Source organism: Paenibacillus sp. cl123, assembly GCF_900101595.1.
In the GTDB taxonomy this organism is placed as follows: domain Bacteria; phylum Bacillota; class Bacilli; order Paenibacillales; family NBRC-103111; genus Paenibacillus_G.
On record NZ_FMYY01000003.1, the window covers coordinates 82,966 to 102,264 of the forward strand.

Annotated in this window: 16 protein-coding genes; 12 read left to right on the forward strand and 4 right to left on the reverse strand. The window is 56.9% G+C overall.

Annotation, left to right across the window (positions count from 1 at the left end):
• Nucleotides 1-28 precede the first annotated feature (28 nt).
• Nucleotides 29-1,030: an HNH endonuclease gene (locus tag BLR08_RS06995; protein WP_256257424.1), complete on the reverse strand. Its 1,002-nt coding sequence runs from the start codon at nucleotides 1,028-1,030 to the stop codon at nucleotides 29-31.
• 239 nt (nucleotides 1,031-1,269) lie between these two features.
• Between BLR08_RS06995 and BLR08_RS07000 the strand changes: the two genes are divergently transcribed.
• The 5 genes from BLR08_RS07000 to BLR08_RS07020 all read left to right on the forward strand — a co-directional run bounded on the left by BLR08_RS07000 (nucleotide 1,270) and on the right by BLR08_RS07020 (nucleotide 7,278).
• Complete coding sequence (locus tag BLR08_RS07000; RefSeq protein WP_072328468.1) at nucleotides 1,270-1,929, forward strand: HAD family hydrolase; 660 nt, start codon at nucleotides 1,270-1,272, stop codon at nucleotides 1,927-1,929.
• 302 nt (nucleotides 1,930-2,231) lie between these two features.
• Nucleotides 2,232-2,735 carry a hypothetical protein gene (locus BLR08_RS07005; RefSeq protein WP_072328470.1) on the forward strand — a complete coding sequence of 168 codons (504 nt, stop codon included), beginning with the start codon at nucleotides 2,232-2,234 and terminating at the stop codon, nucleotides 2,733-2,735.
• 141 nt (nucleotides 2,736-2,876) lie between these two features.
• Complete coding sequence (locus BLR08_RS07010; RefSeq protein WP_072328472.1) at nucleotides 2,877-3,428, forward strand: SLOG family protein; 552 nt, start codon at nucleotides 2,877-2,879, stop codon at nucleotides 3,426-3,428.
• A gap of 70 nt (nucleotides 3,429-3,498) precedes the next feature.
• The gene (locus BLR08_RS07015) at nucleotides 3,499-4,911 is read left to right on the forward strand and encodes a hypothetical protein (protein ID WP_072328474.1); all 1,413 of its coding nucleotides are present in this window, start codon (nucleotides 3,499-3,501) and stop codon (nucleotides 4,909-4,911) included.
• A 249-nt stretch (nucleotides 4,912-5,160) separates the two neighbouring features.
• The gene (locus BLR08_RS07020) at nucleotides 5,161-7,278 is read left to right on the forward strand and encodes an LTA synthase family protein (protein WP_083536739.1); all 2,118 of its coding nucleotides are present in this window, start codon (nucleotides 5,161-5,163) and stop codon (nucleotides 7,276-7,278) included.
• 326 nt (nucleotides 7,279-7,604) lie between these two features.
• Here BLR08_RS07020 and BLR08_RS07025 read toward each other — a convergent pair whose 3' ends face one another.
• On the reverse strand, nucleotides 7,605-7,961 hold the full coding sequence (locus tag BLR08_RS07025; RefSeq protein WP_072328476.1) for an aminoacyl-tRNA hydrolase: 357 nt from the start codon (nucleotides 7,959-7,961) through the stop codon (nucleotides 7,605-7,607).
• Between the two features lie 182 nt (nucleotides 7,962-8,143).
• Nucleotides 8,144-8,953: a pyridoxine/pyridoxal/pyridoxamine kinase gene (pdxK, locus tag BLR08_RS07030; protein ID WP_072328479.1), complete on the reverse strand. Its 810-nt coding sequence runs from the start codon at nucleotides 8,951-8,953 to the stop codon at nucleotides 8,144-8,146.
• Between the two features lie 135 nt (nucleotides 8,954-9,088).
• Between pdxK and BLR08_RS07035 the strand changes: the two genes are divergently transcribed.
• From BLR08_RS07035 to BLR08_RS07050, 4 genes are all read left to right on the forward strand, one after another.
• Nucleotides 9,089-10,078, forward strand: coding sequence for a lipoate--protein ligase (locus BLR08_RS07035; RefSeq protein ID WP_072328480.1), 990 nt, complete (start codon nucleotides 9,089-9,091; stop codon nucleotides 10,076-10,078).
• 437 nt (nucleotides 10,079-10,515) lie between these two features.
• The gene (locus BLR08_RS07040) at nucleotides 10,516-11,682 is read left to right on the forward strand and encodes a Gfo/Idh/MocA family protein (RefSeq protein ID WP_072328482.1); all 1,167 of its coding nucleotides are present in this window, start codon (nucleotides 10,516-10,518) and stop codon (nucleotides 11,680-11,682) included.
• Between the two features lie 139 nt (nucleotides 11,683-11,821).
• Complete coding sequence (locus BLR08_RS07045) at nucleotides 11,822-12,550, forward strand: ThuA domain-containing protein (RefSeq protein ID WP_072328483.1); 729 nt, start codon at nucleotides 11,822-11,824, stop codon at nucleotides 12,548-12,550.
• Nucleotides 12,551-12,582: 32 nt separating this feature from the next.
• Nucleotides 12,583-13,677 (forward strand): Gfo/Idh/MocA family protein, encoded by a 1,095-nt coding sequence (locus BLR08_RS07050; RefSeq protein ID WP_072328485.1) that lies wholly within the window; start codon nucleotides 12,583-12,585, stop codon nucleotides 13,675-13,677.
• 162 nt (nucleotides 13,678-13,839) lie between these two features.
• Here BLR08_RS07050 and BLR08_RS07055 read toward each other — a convergent pair whose 3' ends face one another.
• A complete protein-coding gene (locus tag BLR08_RS07055) occupies nucleotides 13,840-15,057 on the reverse strand; it encodes an ROK family transcriptional regulator (protein WP_072328487.1) in 1,218 nt (405 codons plus the stop codon).
• A 220-nt stretch (nucleotides 15,058-15,277) separates the two neighbouring features.
• On the opposite strand from BLR08_RS07055, the gene BLR08_RS07060 reads away from it, so the two are divergent.
• From BLR08_RS07060 to xylB, 3 genes are all read left to right on the forward strand, one after another.
• The gene (locus BLR08_RS07060; protein WP_371117119.1) at nucleotides 15,278-16,099 is read left to right on the forward strand and encodes a DUF2935 domain-containing protein; all 822 of its coding nucleotides are present in this window, start codon (nucleotides 15,278-15,280) and stop codon (nucleotides 16,097-16,099) included.
• 331 nt (nucleotides 16,100-16,430) lie between these two features.
• Nucleotides 16,431-17,747: a xylose isomerase gene (xylA, locus tag BLR08_RS07065; protein ID WP_072328489.1), complete on the forward strand. Its 1,317-nt coding sequence runs from the start codon at nucleotides 16,431-16,433 to the stop codon at nucleotides 17,745-17,747.
• Nucleotides 17,748-17,775: 28 nt separating this feature from the next.
• Nucleotides 17,776-19,266, forward strand: a complete 1,491-nt coding sequence (xylB, locus tag BLR08_RS07070) for a xylulokinase (RefSeq protein ID WP_072328491.1) — start codon at nucleotides 17,776-17,778, stop codon at nucleotides 19,264-19,266.
• The last annotated feature ends 33 nt before the right edge of the window (nucleotides 19,267-19,299 follow it).

A 19,299-nucleotide genomic window follows, 5' to 3' on the forward strand; every position in this document is an offset into this window, starting at 1 on the left:
TGCAGGCCGCTCGTTATTCACCGAACTGCTAGATCTCCGCCGATTCCCAGGAAGCCTGATCCCGCTCGCTGCCGGACAAAGACTCCAGCTCCGCCCCAGAAGGCTCGGTTTCGATGAAGTCCTCCCAATTCTGATCGGCCTTCATCTGATTGCATTCATTGCACGCGCACACGCAGTTCACGGGCGTCGTATGCCCGCCTTTGGCGCGCGGGACGATATGGTCGATCGTATCGCCGTATTCGCCGCAGAAATGACAGGTATACCGGTCCCGGGTCAAAATAAACAAGCGGAACATTTTATTCGTATAGATTCGTCTGACCGTATGCTTATTGACGACGATGGCGGCATGCTCGCGGACGAGGTTGACGGCCGTCTCCAGGTCGGTCTCCTGCTGCCAGCGCCGCCCTTTGTCCGTACGGCCGCGCATCCATAAAATGCCGTCGCGGTTGGGCCGCAGGACGGAGGCGTCAGGACCCTTGGGCCTGGGAGGAGGCAGTGGCAGCGGCCGCTTGATCCGGATTTTGGGCGGCGGCGGGACTTCCTCGTCCGGCTCCGCGGTGACCGGCCTGGCGGCGACTGCCGGCTTCTTCCGGCGTCTGCGTCTTCTGCGCTTCTTGCGGGCGGGCTCCGCGTCGCCCGGCGAAGGGGCTGTTTCTCCGGCGTCATCCGGCAAGCCGATCGCCGTCTCATCCGGCGATCGCTCCTCTCGTTCTGCCATCCGTTCATATGCCGGAAGATAGTTTTCATTTTCAGCCTCTCTCGTATCGGAGACCGGCGCTGCCGCGCTTACTGCGCCTGTGTCGCCATCCCCTTCAGCCAAGAGGCTGCCTTGTTCCTGCTTCCTCAGCTTCCGGCAGGCCCGGCAAGTTCCCCGGCGTGCAGACTTGCCTCCGCGTCTGCCGCTGCGGCGCAAAAAATCTGTCAGAGGCTTCTCCTCTTGGCAGTGAGCGCATTGCTTATGGGCTAGGGCAATCCCCTCGGTCGTATGTTCATTGATGTCGCTTTGCGGCTCCTGCTCCAAGTGATCCACCTCTTCATTTCCTCTTTATCCTAGGTATGCTCCTATTGTACAACAAAAATGCTTACATCCCAACTTCCGGCAGCATAATAGGCATAAACAGCAGCAAATTGCATAAGGATTGACAAATTGGCTGGGCTACTTTACCATAAATTTGCGCTTAGCTTCCGGCTTCGTCGGAAGGCTGGGGAACCGCTTTGGAGCTTATCCGCTCATAGCGACCCTGCACCTAATCGGAGGGAGACCTGAAGATGATCAAGGCGATTATTTTTGATTTTGACGGCACCATCATAGATACGGAGACGGCTTGGTATGAGGCGTTCCGCGAGGCGTACCGGCAGCATGATGTGGAGCTGACGCTGGAGCTTTATTCCGGCTGCATCGGCACGAGCCTACATACATTCAATCCTTACGAGTATTTGATAACGCACAGGAATCTGCCCATCGACCGGGAAGCGTTTCGAGAGGCGGTGCATGTTCAGCATGCGAAGCTGATGGAACGCGAAACTATGCGGCCCGGGGTGTTAAGCTATCTGGAGAAAGCCCATGAAGCCGGCTTGCGGATCGGACTGGCATCCAGCTCCAGCCTGAAGTGGGTGGAGAAGCATCTGAGACAGTTGGGCATCTATGAGTTTTTCGAAGTAATCCGGACGTCGGACCATGTGCAGCGCGTGAAGCCGGACCCCGAGCTATACCTGCAGGCGCTGGAGGGCCTGGGCGTCCAGGCTTCCGAGGCGATAGCGATCGAGGATTCTCCCAATGGAGCCAGGGCCGCTGAGGCTGCGGGCATCCGGTGCATCATCACGCCGAATACGATCACCAAGGCATTGGACTTCAGCTCCTGCGCTTATTGGCATAAGGCGGATTCCCTTCAGGATGTGGAGTTTGATCGATTGCTCGTAAGATCATAATCCGGATGGCGATTCGTATCGCTTGGTTCGCTATCCTATTATATAGAAGGAATAAGTAATCCAAGTTAAACGCTCTTCAGCCTGCCGTTCGGCGGGTCGAAGAGCGTTTGGCGTACAGCGGTTCCGTGCAGCGGGGAAGCGCATTCCGGGGCGGCATCTATCGGCGCAGATAGACGACCGGCTCCAAGCCTGAGGCGACTGGACCAAAGTCCAGCACGCAGTCTTTACCGGAGAAGGGGGACAGTGTCTCGGGCCCTGTGGTAAAGTGTAGAAGTAAATTCTGTACATAGGAGAGATCAGGTATGAATTTTCAAGCATTGGTCGGAGCCGCCTTGGTGCTGCTGGGCGCGAGCATGTTCCTGCTCCGGGGAGAGACGTTCGGCGTCGGCACCCTGTTCGAGTATTACTGGCCCAGCATGTTTTTGATTCCGCTCGGGCTTTTTTTCCACTGGATGTATTTCTCGATAACGCGGCGCAGGGGAGTAGGTCTGCTGGTGCCGGGAGGGATTCTGTTCACAGCGGGCATTGTGTGTCAGATCGCCACCTTGTTTGACGCGTGGGCGTATGTATGGCCCGGGTTCATCCTGGCGGTTGCGATCGGTTTGTTCGAGCTGTACTGGTTCGGCGGCCGTCACAGAGGGCTGCTCATCCCGATCAACATTCTCGGGGTGCTGTCGCTGATTTTCTTCGCCGTCTTTACGCTCGGGGCGATTCTGAACCGGCTGTCATCCGGCGGTCCGATCGTAGCGATCGTGCTGATCGCGGCTGGAGCATTCCTGATGATGGGCCGCAAACGGTCTCTGTAGTCCCCTGTTCAAGCTGAGCCTCCGGGCTCCCTAAGCTCCATTCGGAAGACGGGGAGCCTGGCGCGCGCCAGAGAACGCTTTATTTCGGCGAACGGCTGTGCTACCCTCAGAGATAGAACGGTTTGAGGAGTGGCGCAGAAAGTGAAAAGACTGCTGGTAACAGGCTATAAAGCGTCGGAGCTGGGGATCTTTTCCCTGCAGCATCCGGGTATCGATATGATCAAGAAAGCGATCAAGAAGAAGCTTATTCCCTTGATGGACGAAGGGCTTGAATGGGTTATTGTCAGCGGCCAATGGGGTGTGGAGCTGTGGGCGGCCGAAGCGGCGATCGAGCTGAGAGAGGCGCACGAAGGGCTGCAGCTTGCCGTCATCTGTCCGTTCCTCGGTCAGGAGGAGAACTGGAGCGACCCCAAGAAGGAAAAGTATGAAGCAGTGCTTCGCCAGGCGAATTATGTGAACAGCGTGACCAAAAGCAAGTATGAGGGACCGTGGCAATTCCGCGAGAAAAACAAGTTTCTGCTCCGCAACTCCGACGGGATGCTGCTCGTGTACGACGAGGACAAGGAAGGCTCGCCGAAATTTATGAAGGAACAGGCGGTTCGCCTGTCACAAGCGAGAGAGTACCGCATCCTGACCATTAACGAGCAGGATCTGCAGAGCATAGTAGAAGAAGAGCAAATGAACCAGTGGTAAGGGCGAACGCCCGCCGCCCTGTCTGCATACGATGTAGGACATCACATCGGCATGCGAGAGGGTGTTTAGAGTGGATATTTCAATAACTCCGCTTCACTGGGTTTACCTGGCATTTATCGTCTTCATACTGGCGCTTCTGATCAAGCGCCGCGATACGACGATGATCTGCGTAGTCGGCATCTTCGCGCTCGGATGGATGGCGACGGAGACATTGGCCGGATCGGTTTCGGGCATATTCAACAGCTTTATTTACGCGACCAAGGAGCTGATCGGGACAATTTTCATCATCTCGATCATTGTAGCGATGAGCCGGGTGCTGATCCAGACCGGGATCAATGAGGTCATGGTCGCTCCGCTGACCCGGTTTCTGCGTACGCCGGCGCTGGCGTTCTGGGGCATCGGCATCATCATGATGGTGACGTCCTTTTTCTTCTGGCCGTCTCCCGGCGTGGCGCTGATCGGCGCCGTACTGGTGCCGGTTGCGGCCAGGGTAGGGCTGCCTGCGCTTGGGGCCGCGGTGGCGATGAACTTGTTCGGTCACGGCATAGCTTTGTCCGGGGATTATATTATCCAGGGCGCGCCGAAGCTGACAGCGGACGCGGCCGGACTGCCGGTCGGCGACGTGATGCAGGCGAGCGTGCCGCTCGTCATCGTGATGGGCGTCGTGACGACGGTCGCCGCCTACTGGCTGATGCGCCGGGACATGGCCAAGGGCACGTGGCGGGACGGTCTGGTGGCGCAGGGCGCCGGAACATCGGCTGCCGGAGCAGCGGCGGGCGGCAGTCCGGGGGCGGCGCTGCCGCAGCGCACGAAGCGCGTGCTGGCCGTGCTGATCCCGCTGCTGTTCGCCGCGGATGTCGCCGCGATGTTTCTGCTTCGGCTGCAGGGGGGCGATGCGACGGCGCTCGTCGGAGGAACGGCTGTGCTTATTCTGGCTGTCGTCACGCTGCTTGCGCACCGGAATCAAGGACTGGAACAAATCACATCCTATTTGATCGACGGCTTTCAGTTCGGCTTCAAGGTGTTCGGCCCGGTTATTCCGATCGCCGCGTTTTTTTATCTGGGGGATGCGGCATTTACCGAGCTGTTCGGCCAAAAGCTGCCTGACGGATCGCATGGTATCGTCAACGATCTTGGCGTAGCGCTGGCGCATCTCGTGCCGCTCAATGAAGGCGTAGCCGCCGTCACGCTGACCGTAACAGGAGCGATAACGGGACTGGACGGCTCGGGCTTCTCGGGCATTTCCTTGGCGGGTTCGGTCGCCAAGCTGTTCGCAACCGCCATCGGCTCCGGCGCGGCGACGCTTACCGCGCTCGGTCAAGTCGCGGGCATATGGGTCGGAGGCGGCACGCTGATTCCGTGGGCTCTGATCCCGGCGGCGGCGATTTGCGGCGTCAGTCCGTTCGAGCTGGCCCGGCGCAATCTGAAGCCGGTTCTGCTCGGGCTGGCAGCGACTACGGTGGCGGCCATGTTCCTGATCTAGGAGAAGACGGAAGCGCTTTCGTGGCTCGGCATGTAACAGCAGAGCGAATACCTTGCCGCCATGGCAGGGTGTTCGCCGCTTGTCCGCCGCTTGCACGGCGTCCCGTGCGGACGGCTACATAATGTTTAAGGAAAGGTAAGCACAGCTTCAGAAAAAAGTAAGAAACTTGATAGAGAAGTACAGCCTGAAGTATGTTATACTAATGCAAGTGTTTACAACAAATTAATAATCAAATTGTGGGGAATAAATATGGGAGAATTGCAGCTTGCGTTGCGCACATATGGCCGGCGGACGGCCACTCGGCTGCCTTTGCTGCTTTGGGCTGTGTGGATTGTTGTTTTGGTAGAGGTGCTCAGCCGCGGCCAATGGGGAGAATCGCTGGGCTGGACCTTTACCGCGATTCCTGTCCTCGGGCTAAACGCGCTGGTCGTGCTGGGGCTGCTGCTGCTGCTGACAGCCATAACAGCCAGCGTACGCATCTCGTTTTGGCTGGTATCCAGCGTTTGTCTGGGCTTCGGTCTGGTCAGCGGGGTTAAGCTCAGCATTCTGGGCGTACCCTTTCTGCCGTGGGATTTGCTGCTAACGAGCGAGACGCAGGATATGACGCAGTATATTAGCGGCATTTTTAATTTTACGATCATATCCGGCTTTATCGCTTTTGTAGTCATCAGTATTGTGCTGCTTTACAAGCTCCCGCGCCTGGTTCTCCGTCTGGGCTGGAAGCACCGGATTACGATGGGGCTCGTATCCGCCTTGCTGCTCGTAGCAATTTACAACGATGGGGCCGTCAACTTGAAGCGGCTCGTGAACGTTCAGAATATCGCCTGGGATCAGACCGAGAATGTGAGAACAAACGGCTTTCTGCTGACAACGATGATGAATATCAAATATTTGTTCTTGAGCGAGCCCGGCGGGTATGACGAGAAGTCGATCCGTGCGCTGGCTTCCTCGGCTCCGCCGGCTGTCACCCAGGCTGCCGATGTCAAGCCGAATATTATCGTTGTGCTGAGCGAATCGTTCTGGGATCCGACCCAGATCAAGGGTCTGAGCTTCAGCCGCGACCCGATTCCGTTCTACCATGAGCTTGCCTCCAAATACTCGAGCGGCACGATGTTGTCCCCGCAGTATGGAGGCGGGACGGCCAATGTCGAGTTCGAGGTGCTGACCGGCAACTCGATGCGTTTCCTGCCGCAAGGCTCTACGCCGTACAATCAATATATCGATAAAGGCATCGACTCGCTGGCCAGTATTTTGGCCCGCCAAGGGTACACGTCAACGGCGATCAATCCGTTTCACAGCTGGTTTTACAACAGCAAGAGCGTCTATCAGAACTTCGGTTTTTCCAAATATATTTCTCAGGAATTTTTTGTTCCCGATTATGAAGGACCGTATTTGGCAGACCGCGGCGTAGCCAAGGAAATTATCCAGGCCAGCGAAGCGTCCTCGGGCACTGACTTTATTTTTGCCAATACGATGGAGAATCATTATCATTATTACCCGGGGAAGTTTAAGGAAAACACAATCGAGGTGACAGGGGTAACCGGAGAGGCGAAGGGGATGTTCGAGACGCTGGCCCAAGGGCTGACCGGCGCGGACAATATGCTCAAAAGCCTCGTGACGCACTACGAGCAAAGCAAGGAGCCTACGATCATCGTGTTTTTCGGCGATCATCTGCCGAGCCTTGGGGATGATTATCAGGCTTATAAGGATAGCGGGTACTTGCTCCCGGATGATCCGGACTTTCTGAATAAAATTCATCGCGTGCCCGTGCTCGTGTGGAACAACTATTTGCCGGAGCATCAGGATAAGCTGGACATGAGTCCGTCCTTCCTGGGGCCTTATGCGCTGAAGCTGGCTGGGCTTGAAGGATCTTATTATACGGATTATTTGAATCAGCTGGCACAGACGACCCCCGTTATTCCTCCGAAAAATATGTACGCACAGCTGGGAATTTCCGAGGAAAGCCTCAGCGGCTACGAAAAGCTGCAATACGATATTTTATTCGGCAAGCAGTATGCTTATAAAGATCGTCAGCTGGCAATCAAAGATCCGAATTACGTGATCGGACCCGGCCGGCTGGAAGTTGATCATGTCAAGCTGGCCGAAGTGGGGAGCGACCGTGTGATCACGGTGGAAGGCCGGAATCTGCCGGCACAAGGAATCGTTCAAATCAACGGCACGCCCGTCCAAACGGAGCGGAACGCTTATGGCCAGTTGACGGCGACGGTCAAGCAGGAGACGCTCGGCCAACTGCCCTGCAAGGTGGAGGTCATCGTCAAGGATTCCAAGGATAAGATCGTAGTCCGGTCCAATACGTACGCCTACGACCAGCCGGCGAGCATCGCTGCGGATGCTTCCGTGCAATAGCGCGGTGCATCCGCCAGGCGGCCTCTGCGGCGGAAATGCAAAAGAAGCCTCACCGGTTAACGGGAGGCTTCTTTTGTATGCTGCGCTGACTTTTGACTCTGGCTTGGCTTCCGTTTGCTGCCAAGAGGAGGGGAGCAGTTATGCCAGGAAGGCGATCTTTTGGGTATTATCCCTTTGGCTCAGGTCAAGGGACGGGCCGATGGGAAGTAGCGCTTTTGCTAAGCTGTGGGAAGCGAGAAGGCGCTGTGCGGGACTTTCACACCGCGCGCGCAACCCCTTCTTGCCTTGGGGCGACTCCCCCTTGCCTGTGCCAAACTTTCCTTCAGCTACAGCAGCTTGAAGCTGCCGACGACTTGCCGAAGCTCTTCCTTGTCGGCGGGCGGCAGGACGACGACCGTCAGCGATCCGCTTGGAATTTCGGTATGCCCGGCGTCCCGGATGGACAAGTAGCCTTCGCCGCTTAACCGGAGAAGGTCGGCTTCGGTGCCTTGCAGCACAATTTTCTTTTGCCCGGCGTTCAGCCAGGCTTGGAAGACGGCATGCGAGGATTTGTCGTTCAGCAGGCAGTGCAAGGTCATGGTTGTAGCTGCGTGAGCGACTTGAGCGGCGATTTTGCCGGGCGACATGCCCAGCTCGGTGTTGACGATGTAGTATTGAACGATATCCCGGGTTGGTGCGGTCATGCGTACAGCCTCCTTCCTTTGTTTCATTTATATGCAGGCCCTTCGGGAAAAAGTCGGCTTGTCCAATTGGATGTTATTCGCCTGGGCGTATTGTTAGCTCGTCGTCCAGGATGAAGCGGCTGGTGGTATAGTGCATACGCGAATCCCCCGTTCGGCATCGTCCGAACGGGGGATTCAGCGGATTAGGCATGATGCCGGTAGGCGGAATGCATCGTCGGCCCGACAAATTGATTGATCGGGAAGCCGTGCTGGATCGCCAGGGTAATAAAGGCTTTGGCTGTCCGTACAGCATCCGTGATCGCAGCGCCCTTGGCGAGCTCGGCAGCGATCGCAGCGGAGTAGGTGCAGCCCGCTCCATGCGTATAGCCGGTCTCAAGCTTGTCCGCCTCGAACAGCTCATAGCTGCTTCCATCGTACAGCAGGTCGACCGCCTTCGGATAATCGAGCTTACCACCTCCTTTGATCAGAACGTACCGGACGCCGGTCTGATGGATAAGCCGCGCCGCTTCCTTCATATCCTCCAGCGTTGCGATGGGCGCCCGGCCGGCCAGCTGGGCCGCCTCGAACAGGTTCGGCGTAACGATGTCGGTAACCGGCAGCAGCAGCTCGCGCATGGCGATGCCCGTCTCGGGATGAAGCGCTTCATCATTGCCTTTGCAGATCATCACGGGGTCTACGACGACGTTCGGCAGCTTGCGGCTGCGGATCGTATCCGCCACCAGCTCGATCAGTTCCACGGAGCCGAGCATGCCCGTTTTCAGAGCGTCAATGCCGATGCCGTCCAGCACGGTATGCAGCTGCTCCTGAACGGTTGCCAGAGAAATCGGATGGACTCCGTGCGACCAGGCATTGTCCGGGTCCATCGTCACGATCGTTGTCAGGACGGTCATGCCGTATACATCCCGCTCCTGGAAAGTTTTCAGGTCAGCCTGTATGCCTGCGCCTCCGCTTGTATCGGAGCCTGCAATGGTAAGTGCTTTGCGTATGCTCATTTTTCGTCCTCCAACTAAAAAGAATCAGTCACATTTCGGGCAGCTTTTCTCATTATAGCATACTCGGGCGGTTTCGGAATTAGTGAGGTTTCGTGGTACACTGGTTACAACACTATAGGTTAAGGAGCTTATGCCATGCTGTTTATCGATAACCGGAATATCCACGATCCGTCCTTGAATCTGGCCTTGGAGGAGTATGCGCTGCGTCAGCTGCCTGCCGAGCATGATTACCTGCTGTTCTATGTGAACGAGCCTTCGATCATCATTGGCAAAAATCAAAATACGGCCGAGGAAATCAATCGGGACTATGTCGAGCGTAACGGCATTCATGTGGTTCGCAGACTGTCCGGCGGCGGCGCTGTCTATCATGATCATGGCAATCTGAATTACAGCTTTATCACGAGAGATGACGGAGCATCGTTTCATAATTACCGCAAATTCACCGAGCCGGTCATTGCCGCGCTGCAGAAGCTTGGCGTCCAAGCGGAACTGACCGGACGCAACGATATTCAAGTCGGCGAACGAAAAATATCCGGCAACGCCCAATTCGCCACCCGCGGACGGATGTTCACCCACGGCACCTTGCTGTTCGACTCCCGCATGGAAAACGTGGCTGCGGCGCTGAATGTGAATCCTGAGAAAATGAAGTCAAAGGGCGTAAAATCGGTCCGCAGCCGGGTGGCCAATATCAAGGAATTTCTGGCAGAGCCGCTTACGATGGAGCAGTTCAAGGCGCATCTACTTGCCTCCCTCTTTTCAGGGGAAGCAGTCGACGAATATAAGCTGACGAGTGCGGACTGGGAAGCCGTACATAAGCTGGCCGATACGAGATACCGCACCTGGGAGTGGAATTACGGCAGCTCTCCCGCATTTAACGTCCGGCATACGAAACGGCTGCCGGCCGGTACATTCGATATTCGTCTGCAGGTTGAGGGCGGCATTATCCGGGAGGCAGCGGTATACGGAGACTTTTTCGGGCAGCGGGATGCCTCCGAATTTGTGGACAAGCTGATCGGTCTCCGCTTCGAAACCTCGGCAGTTAGAGAAGTTCTTCGCCAGTCGGAGCTTCAGGCTTATTTCGGGCCGGTGACGGAGGAGGAGTTGCTGGAGCTGTTGCTAGGCTAATAGAGCAGCAGCTTCGTGACGATGTATCGGAAGCCTCTGCAGCGACGTGTCAGCGAGCGCGATGAAACCAGTCAACCCAGCCTTGCAGGGACAAGAACCTGAAGAAGGAGCGGAACCTGAGGCTCCTTCATGCAGCAAAAGCAAAAGCAAAAGCTGGAGTGGCAGCAGCTTGCGGTACGTATGAAACAGCATGCGCCGCTGAAGCGTACCAATGCCATTTCCAGTGGCGCTTAAGCTGTACATCCCTATGCCTATGCCCGCTGGACGGGAAGGGGGCCACCGGGCGGAAGATGGCCCTTCCTCTTTGTTCACTATGCCGAGTTATATAAAATCATTGACAACGGTTTCAATCAATGAGAAAATGAACGCGCGTACATAATGGCGAAAATGCTTCATACGACAGCAAACTCAGCTTAAATTCCGGGAGGTATGGCTTCATGAATGAAAAGCGTGTTTCGATCGGTATGGTCGGCTACAAATTTATGGGGAAGGCGCATAGCCATGCGTATCGTGACCTGCCGATGTTTTTTCCGGGGGCGCCCGCACCGGTTATGACAGCGATCTGCGGACGCAGCGTGCAGGGAGTCGCCAGGGCAGCCAAGCAGTACGGATGGGATGGCTATGTGACGGACTGGAGGGAACTGCTGGAGCGGGACGACATCGATCTGATCGATATCAATGCGCCCAGCGACGCTCATAAGGAGATCGCGCTGGCGGCCGCCAAGGCGGGCAAGCATCTGTTCTGCGAAAAGCCCTTGGCACTGACGCTTGCCGACAGCCGCGAGATGCTGAAGGCGGCCGAAGCGGCGGGTGTCAAGCATATGATCGGCTTCAACTACCGGTTCGCCCCGGCGGTGCAGCTCGCCAAGAAGCTGGTGACGGAAGGGCGGCTTGGCCGTATTTATCATTTCCGCGCCTGGTTCCTTCAGGACTGGATCGTGGACCCGGAATTCCCGCTCGTCTGGCGTTTGCAGAAAGAGGTGGCAGGCTCAGGCTCTCATGGAGATTTGGGCGCGCATCTGATCGACCTGGCTCATTTTCTGGTCGGGGAGCTGTCCGAGGTGATCGGCATGAGCGAAACCTTTGTGAAAGAGCGTCCGCTGCCGGAAAGCATGGAGGGGCTGAGCGCCAAAGGAAGCAAGGATGCTCCGCGCGGCCAGGTCACCGTGGACGATGCCACGCTTTTTCTGGCGAGATTTGCCTCGGGCGCGCTGGGCAGCTTCGAAGCGACCCGGTTCGCGCCAGGCCACCGCTGCACGAATTCATTTGAGATTAACGGCAGCAAGGGCAGTGTGAAGTTTGACTTTGAACGGATGAACGAGCTTCAGGTGTATTTCACGGAGGATGGAGAGGATGTGCAGGGCTTCCGCCGTGTATTGGCGACCGATCCGGCCCATGCGTACAGCGATGCCTGGTGGCCTCCCGGCCATACGATCGGCTATGAGCATACGTTTATCCATGAGGTGCTGGAGCTGATGCAGGCGTTCGAGGAAAATCGTCAGCCGGTGCCGAACTTTACGGACGGGGTCAAATGTCAGCAGGTGCTGGAGGCGGTCGAGCTGTCCGTTCGGGAGCGCCGCTGGGTGCGGGTCGACGAGCTATAGCTTGGCGGATGGGGGCAGCGGAGCAGTAGAAAAGGCAGCGCAGCAAGCAGGGGGAAGTAGCAGGGGGAAAAGCAAGGCGATCCGGGAAATTTCCGGAGCTCGCGGCTGGATACGGTAAACTGGAGCGGAGGGATTCGGGATGAAAAAAGCGTTGATCGTATGGGGAGGCTGGAGCGGGCATGAGCCGGAGCTCGTGGCCGGGCTGCTGAGCGGCTTGCTGCAGGAGTCGGGTTTTGAGATTGAAATTTCGCCTACACTGGAAGCGTTTGCTGACAAGGAGAAACTGCTGGCACTCGATCTGATCGTACCGATCTGGACGATGGGGGACATACGAGGAGAGCTGGTCCGCAATGTGTCCGAGGCTGTTCAAGCCGGGGTTGGCCTGGCGGGCTGCCATGGGGGGATGTGCGATGCCTTCCGCTCGAACGTGGACTGGCAGTTTATGACGGGAGGCAACTGGGTGGCTCATCCCGGCAACGACGGAGTCGAGTATGTCGTGCAGGTTCCGGACGAGGAAAATTCCATCCTTCGGGGGATCGGGGATTTCCGCGTGCGCACCGAGCAGTATTATTTGCATGTCGATCCGGCGGTTGAGGTGCTGGCAACCACACGCTTTCCCTTGGCGCCCGGTCCTCACAGCCTGAACAAGCCGGTCGATATGCCCGTCGCTTGGACGAAGCGCTGGGGAGTGGGCCGCGTCTACTATTGCTCGCTGGGCCATCATGCCGATGTGCTGGAAATTCCTCAAGCCAAGGAAATGATGCGCCGGGGCTTGCTATGGGCGGCGGAGGGCAAGAAGCTCGCGCAGGAGCAGCAAGAGTCTGCAGGGACGGGAGATTATACGGGAATGGGCGACAGTATCGTGTAGGCCTTGCCATAGTTGAGGAGGAGCAGTAGAATATGAGCAACCGAAAGATGAAAGCCGGGATTATCGGCTGCGGCAATATTAGCGGAATCTACTTGAAGAACGGCAGCCAATTCGGCAGCTATGAGATTGCAGCATGCGCGGATATCGATCTGCTGCGGGCTCAGGCCAAGGCGCAGGAGTACGGCATTCGCGCTCTGACTGTGGAGGAGCTGCTGGCCGATCAGGAGATCGAGATCGTCATCAATCTGACAATCCCTGCGGTGCATGCCAAGGTGTGCCTTCAAGCGCTGGAAGCAGGCAAGCATGTGTATGTGGAGAAGCCGCTTGCCGTTACACGGGAAGACGGGCGCCGCATTTTGGAGCTTGCGGACAGCCGGGGGCTGCGGGTGGGCTGCGCTCCGGATACGTTCCTCGGCGGGGGCATTCAGACCTGCCGCCGGCTCATGGATGAAGGAGCCATCGGCGTGCCGGTTGCGGCTTCGGGCTTCATGATGTCTCGCGGCCATGAGCATTGGCATCCGGACCCGCAGTTCTATTATGAGCCGGGCGGAGGTCCTATGTTCGATATGGGGCCGTATTACTTGACGGCGCTCGTCGCGCTGCTCGGCCCGATCCGCCGGGTTACCGGCGCGGCGCGCGTGTCCTTCGCGCAGCGAACCGTCAGCAGCAAGCCGAAGGCCGGAACGGTTATTGAAGTGAAAACGCCGACTCATGTCGCGGGGGTGCTGGACTTTGCGGGTGGGGCGATCGGAACGCTTATCACCAGCTTTGATATTATGGGAGGCACGGATCTGCCGCATATTGAGATTTACGGGAGCGCAGGCTCCCTGCGCGTGCCGGATCCCAACAGGTTCGGAGGTCCGGTCTATCTTCGTAAGCTAGGAGCCGGCGAATGGACCGAGGTTCCGCTTACCCACGGGTATGCCGACAACAACCGGGGCGTCGGCGTGGCCGACATGGCCGCTGCCATACGGGAGGGCAGGCCGCATAGAGCGAGCGGCGCGCTTGCTTATCACGTGCTGGATACTATGCACGGCTTCCATGAGGCGTCGGCCGAAGGCAGGCATGTAGAGCTGCAAAGCGCATGCACGACGCCGGAGCCTCTGGCAGCCGATGCGAGGCTGTAGGTTTGCCGGGCAACGGCTGCGTCATTGAGAAGACAGGCGGCAGGATGACTGACATCCTATGCCGCCTGTCTTTGTTGTACGGAATTGTAAGGCCGCAGGGCAGGAAGGGCGATCCCGCCCGATCCCGCAACCCGCTCGATGCAGGCTTCGGAAAGATAGCTCTTATTCCCAAGTCGCTTTCATCGAAGAGAAGAAGCGCTGTATGGCCAGGGAAGCGGCTCCGAGAGCGCCGGAGGTATGGCCAAGCTGCGAGTAAGCCACCGAAGTTCGGCTGCGATGGTAAGCAAGGCTTCGCTTGTCCAGCGACTCGTGAACTGCTTCCTTGATCCAGGCCGAAGCCAGGGACAGCGGTCCTCCGATCACGATAAGCTCCGGGTTAAAGACGTTTACAAGATTAGCGATGCCGGTGCCAAGCCAGCGGCCAGTCTCGGCAAATACTTGCTGAGCCTGGGAGTCCTCTTGGCGGGCCAGACGGATGAGCATGTCCAGGCCGACTGACACTTCGGCATCGCCGGAACCATCGTCTGGCTCAGCGGCGGGCCTGATTGCTGCAACCGCCGTCTGGGCATGGAGCAGCAGCGCTTTCTCCGAGGCGAACGTTTCCCAGCAGCCGCGGTTGCCGCAGCCGCAGAGCGGTCCATCCTGGGCCAGCGCCATATGGCCAACCTCTCCCGAGAATCCGGATACGCCTCGATACAGCGCATCATGCAAAATAATCCCCGCGCCTATCCCCATTCCTACGCTGATATACAGCAGATTGGACACATGCTGGCCGGCCCCGAACTCCTTCTCGCCGAGCGCGCCTGCATTCGCTTCGTTGTCGATAACGACCTCCAGGCCAAATTCATCGGCCAGTACAGTCTGCAGCGGCACATCCGCCCAGCCAAGATTCGGAGCGGACAACACGCTGCCCTGATCGTCAACCAATCCGGGAACGCCGACGCCGATACCGATGATGCCGTAAGGCGAAGGAGGGACATCGGCGATAAGCGCGCGTATCGTTTTCTTCAGCTTGCTCGTCACAGCGCCAGCCTCGAGCTCGGCAAGCTCGATTTTTTTCTGCTTCACGACGCGGCCGCTCAGATCCGTAAGCACGGCCAGCATATAATTGACGCCAAGATCAACGCCTATGGCAAATCCGGCACGCTCGTTGAACAGCAGCATCATCGGCTTGCGGCCTCCGCTTGATTCGCCAAGTCCCGTCTCGGAGGCGAAGCCGCTTTCGATCAACTCGTTGACCAGAGCCGACACGGTAGCCTTGTTTAGCCCGGTCCGGGCCGAAATATCTGCTCGGGAGATAGGGAAATGCTTCCTGATCATATCCAGTACAAGGTATTTGTTAATCTTCTTCATAAGCCGATAATCGCCGGTGATTTTCATGCGTGCTCCTTGTTATGCGTTGTTCAGATGTATTCATCATAACATGTTTAATGGAACAGGACATATTCACTTGCTTTGTAGTTGAACAAAATCAAGGACCATCATATGGCGCGCAGCGAAGCGGAATGTTAATTTGACATCCTCCCGCGTCTATAGTGTGTCATTGGACATCTGAACCAAACATAACCATCTATGAGGCGATACTATGGGAGGGATGTCAATGGACGCATTTGTTGCGCGTTCGCTCGATGAAATTCGATTCTGGTCAAGAATTATGAAAGAACATTCTTTTTTTCTAAGGCTTGGATTTCGCTGCGAAGACAAACAGCTAATACAGGAAGCAAATGAATTTTATTCCGTTTTTGAGCACATTGAAGCGAAGGCGCATGCTTTTTCTGCTTCCACGAATCCTCAAGAAATCCGCGCATTTAACCTGGAAGTGTATAATGCAGCCTCTCACATATGGGTATTTAAACGTAAAGTCCTAGGCTTAATTTTAACTTGCCAGCTTCCGGGAGCTAATAATTTCCCGCTTTTGGTGGATCACATCAGCAGGGAAGCCAATTACTTTAGAAACCGTCTTTCAGAACTTAATAATGGCCAATTAGAACCGTTGGCGGATGCCATTATCGATGAAAATGTTTTCTTTCTCAAAATTATGGCCGACCATGCCAAATTCATAGGTCATTTACTTGATCCTTCCGAGCGTAAATTAGTCGACCAGGCAAAGGAGTTTAGCCATGATTTTGATCAGTTGCTTTGGCAAGCCCAAGATTTGAGCTCCATGCGTCCACAGTCGCAAACCCAGCCTTTATTGAGTCAATTTCTAGATCAAAATCGGGTTTCGGTAGCAAGTCTTCGTGACTTCAAGAAAACAGCACGCGATCTTATAGAAGCTTGTCGGATTAAAAGCATCATACATCCTTTGCTGGCGGATCATGTTTATCGGGAAGCAGAACGTTTTTTAGCTATTATCGATATGTTCGAAAGCCATCTGGACGGAAAACGTTCCGCGGATTTAGAGCTTAGCGCTTGGCATTGACAGATCCGGAGGGGGCAGCTTGTTGCCCCCATTTTGCTGCAACTGGCGACTTTCAATGCCGAGATTTCTTTTCAAAGCCTCCCGCCCTCTGTTATCTCCTTGGAGAGAAGGGGCTTTTTAGCTCCCATGCCCACAGCTTGTCCACAAAAACCAGTGCTGCAACCCCATGTTTTAGCGTGTAGAACCGAACCAAACCCGTATTCCTACTCACCTTAAGGTTCTGAAAGTTTGTTTACTAGACAAACTAAGTTACCCGTGGTACGATAGCTGCAAGCGGTAACAGAACTTGTTGCGATACCATAATAATCAGCCATTTGAGGAGGCATTCACAATGACTTATTTCCCATCCGTTCCAACCATTGCTTACGAAGGAAGAGAGTCAACCAATCCGTTCGCCTTCAAGCATTACAACAAGTCCGAGATCATTCTCGGCAAAACACAGGAGGAGCATCTGCGCTTCGCCGTTGCGTATTGGCATACGCTGACAGCCGGAGGAAGCGATCCGTTCGGGGACGATACGGCGATCCGTCCATGGCATACATACAGCGGACTCGATCTGGCCAAGGTGCGCGTTGAAGCGGCATTCGAGTTTCTGGAGAAGCTGGGCGCGCCTTACTTCTGCTTCCATGACCGGGATATTGCCCCCGAGGGCGAGACATTGAAGGAGACAAATGAGAATCTTGATGTCATCGTCGAGCTGATCGGCGACCGTATGAAATCGAGCGGCGTGAAGCTGCTCTGGAATACGGCAAATATGTTCTCCAACCCGCGTTTTGTGCATGGCGCCGCCACAACTTCCAACGCCGAGGTGTACGCTTATGCCGCCGCTCAAGTTAAAAAAGGGCTGGAGACGGCTGTGCGGCTGGGGGCGGAGAACTATGTGTTCTGGGGCGGCCGCGAAGGCTACGAATCGCTGCTGAACACGAATCTGGAGCTGGAGCTCGACAACCTGGCCCGCTTCTACCACATGGCGCTGGCTTATGCCCAGGAGATCGGCTTCACCGGCCAGTTCCTGATCGAGCCGAAGCCGAAGGAGCCGTCCAAGCACCAATATGATTTCGACGCGGCCACGACGATCGCTTTTTTGCAGAAGTTCGGTCTGGATAAACAGTTCAAGCTGAATCTCGAAGCGAATCATGCGACGCTGGCCGGCCATACGTTCGAGCATGAGCTGCGGGTGGCCCGGATCAACGGGATGCTGGGCTCGATCGACGCCAACCAGGGCGATCTGCTGCTGGGTTGGGATACGGATGAATTCCCGACAGATCTGTATGCGGTGACGCTGGCTATGTACGAGATTTTGCAAAATGGCGGGCTCGGCTCCGGCGGCGTCAACTTCGATGCGAAAGTAAGACGCTCTTCCTTCGAGCCGGAGGATTTGTTCCACGCGCATATCGCGGGGATCGATACATTTGCCAGAGGGCTGAAAGCAGCGGCCAAGCTGGTGGAGGACGGCTTCTTCGAACAGCTGGTTAAAGAGCGTTACAGCTCCTTCGACAGCGGAATCGGGCTCGAGATCGTATCGGGGCAGACCGATTTCCGCAAGCTGGAGCAGTATGCGCTGGCTCACGACCGAGCGATCCGCAATAAATCCGGTCAACTGGAGCGCATCAAAGCCCAACTGAACGAATATATCTTCTCGGTCTGAACCGAGCCGGAAGAGGAGAGCATCCGTTATGAGTTATGTGATCGGCATTGATTTGGGGACTGGCTCGGTGAAGGCGCTGCTAGTCAATAAGCAGGGGGAGCTGCGCGGGGAGGCTTCACGCTCTTATCCCCTGATGCAGCCGCAGGCCGGCTACAGCGAGCAGGACCCGGAGGAGTGGGTGGAACAGACGGCCCTTGCGGTGAGCGCGCTGCTGCGGGAATCCGGCGTGGATGCGCGTGAGGTGGAAGCGCTCAGCTTCTCCGGTCAAATGCACGGCCTCGTGCTGCTGGACGCCGAAGGACAAGTGCTGAGACCCGCGATTTTGTGGAACGATACGCGCACGACACCGCAATGCCGCAGGATCGAGTCGGCTCTCGGCCCGCGCCTGCTGGACATCACCAAAAATGCGGCCCTCGAAGGCTTCACGCTCCCCAAGCTGCTGTGGGTGCAGGAGCATGAGCCGGAGCTGCTCGCCCGAGCGGCGGCTTTCCTGCTGCCGAAAGATTATGTTCGCTACCGGATCACCGGACAGCTGCAGATGGAGCTGAGCGACGCAGCGGGCACGCTGCTGCTGGATGTGACCGGCGCGAGGTGGAGCGACGAGGTTTGCGATGCTTTGGGCCTCGACCGGAAGCTGTGTCCGCCGCTTGTCGGCTCGCTGGAGCAGACGGGCACGGTGCAGCCCGAGTTCGGCAGCCGGGCGGGATTGGACTCTGCGACGCGCGTATTTGCCGGAGGGGCGGACAATGCCTGCGGCGCAGTGGGAGCGGGGATCGTCGAGCCGGGGGCCGCGCTTTGCAGCATCGGTACATCGGGCGTGCTGCTCTCCTACGAGGAGCAGGAGCGGGATTTTGGCGGCAAGCTGCATTTCTTCAACCATGCCCAGCCCAGCAGCTACTACGCTATGGGCGTCACGCTGGCTGCCGGGTACAGTTTGGACTGGCTGAAGAAAACGGTCGCGCCGCAGCATAGCTTCGACTCCTTCGTGTCGGCTGCCGCTCAGGTTCCGATCGGCGCCGGGGGTCTGCTGTTCACGCCTTACCTGGTCGGCGAACGTACGCCGCATGCGGACTCCGCAATCCGGGGGAGCTTTATCGGGCTGGACGGTTCGCATGGCCGCGAGCATTTGACCCGGGCGGTGCTGGAAGGGATCACCTTCTCTCTGAACGAGTCGGTGGAGCGTCTGCGGGACGCGGGCGTGTCGGTCGACACCATCGTTTCTATCGGCGGCGGAGCGAAAAGCGGGCTGTGGCTGCAAATGCAGGCTGATATTTTCGGCGCGGCGGTCGTCAGCCTGGAGAATGAGCAGGGGCCCGCACTGGGAGCGGCTATGCTGGCAGCGGTTGGCTCCGGCTGGTTCGGCAGTCTGCGGGAATGCGCAGCTGTTTTTGTCCGCCGCGGGCGCGTGTACCGGCCTGATGAGCAGCGTGCTGCCGTTTACCGGGAGCTGTTTCAGCTTTACCGGGATGTTTACGCAAGCACAAGGGAGCTGAATCATCGGCTGCACGCGTTTAGATAGCGCGATTAATCTCAGGCTTCATTTAAAGGCTTC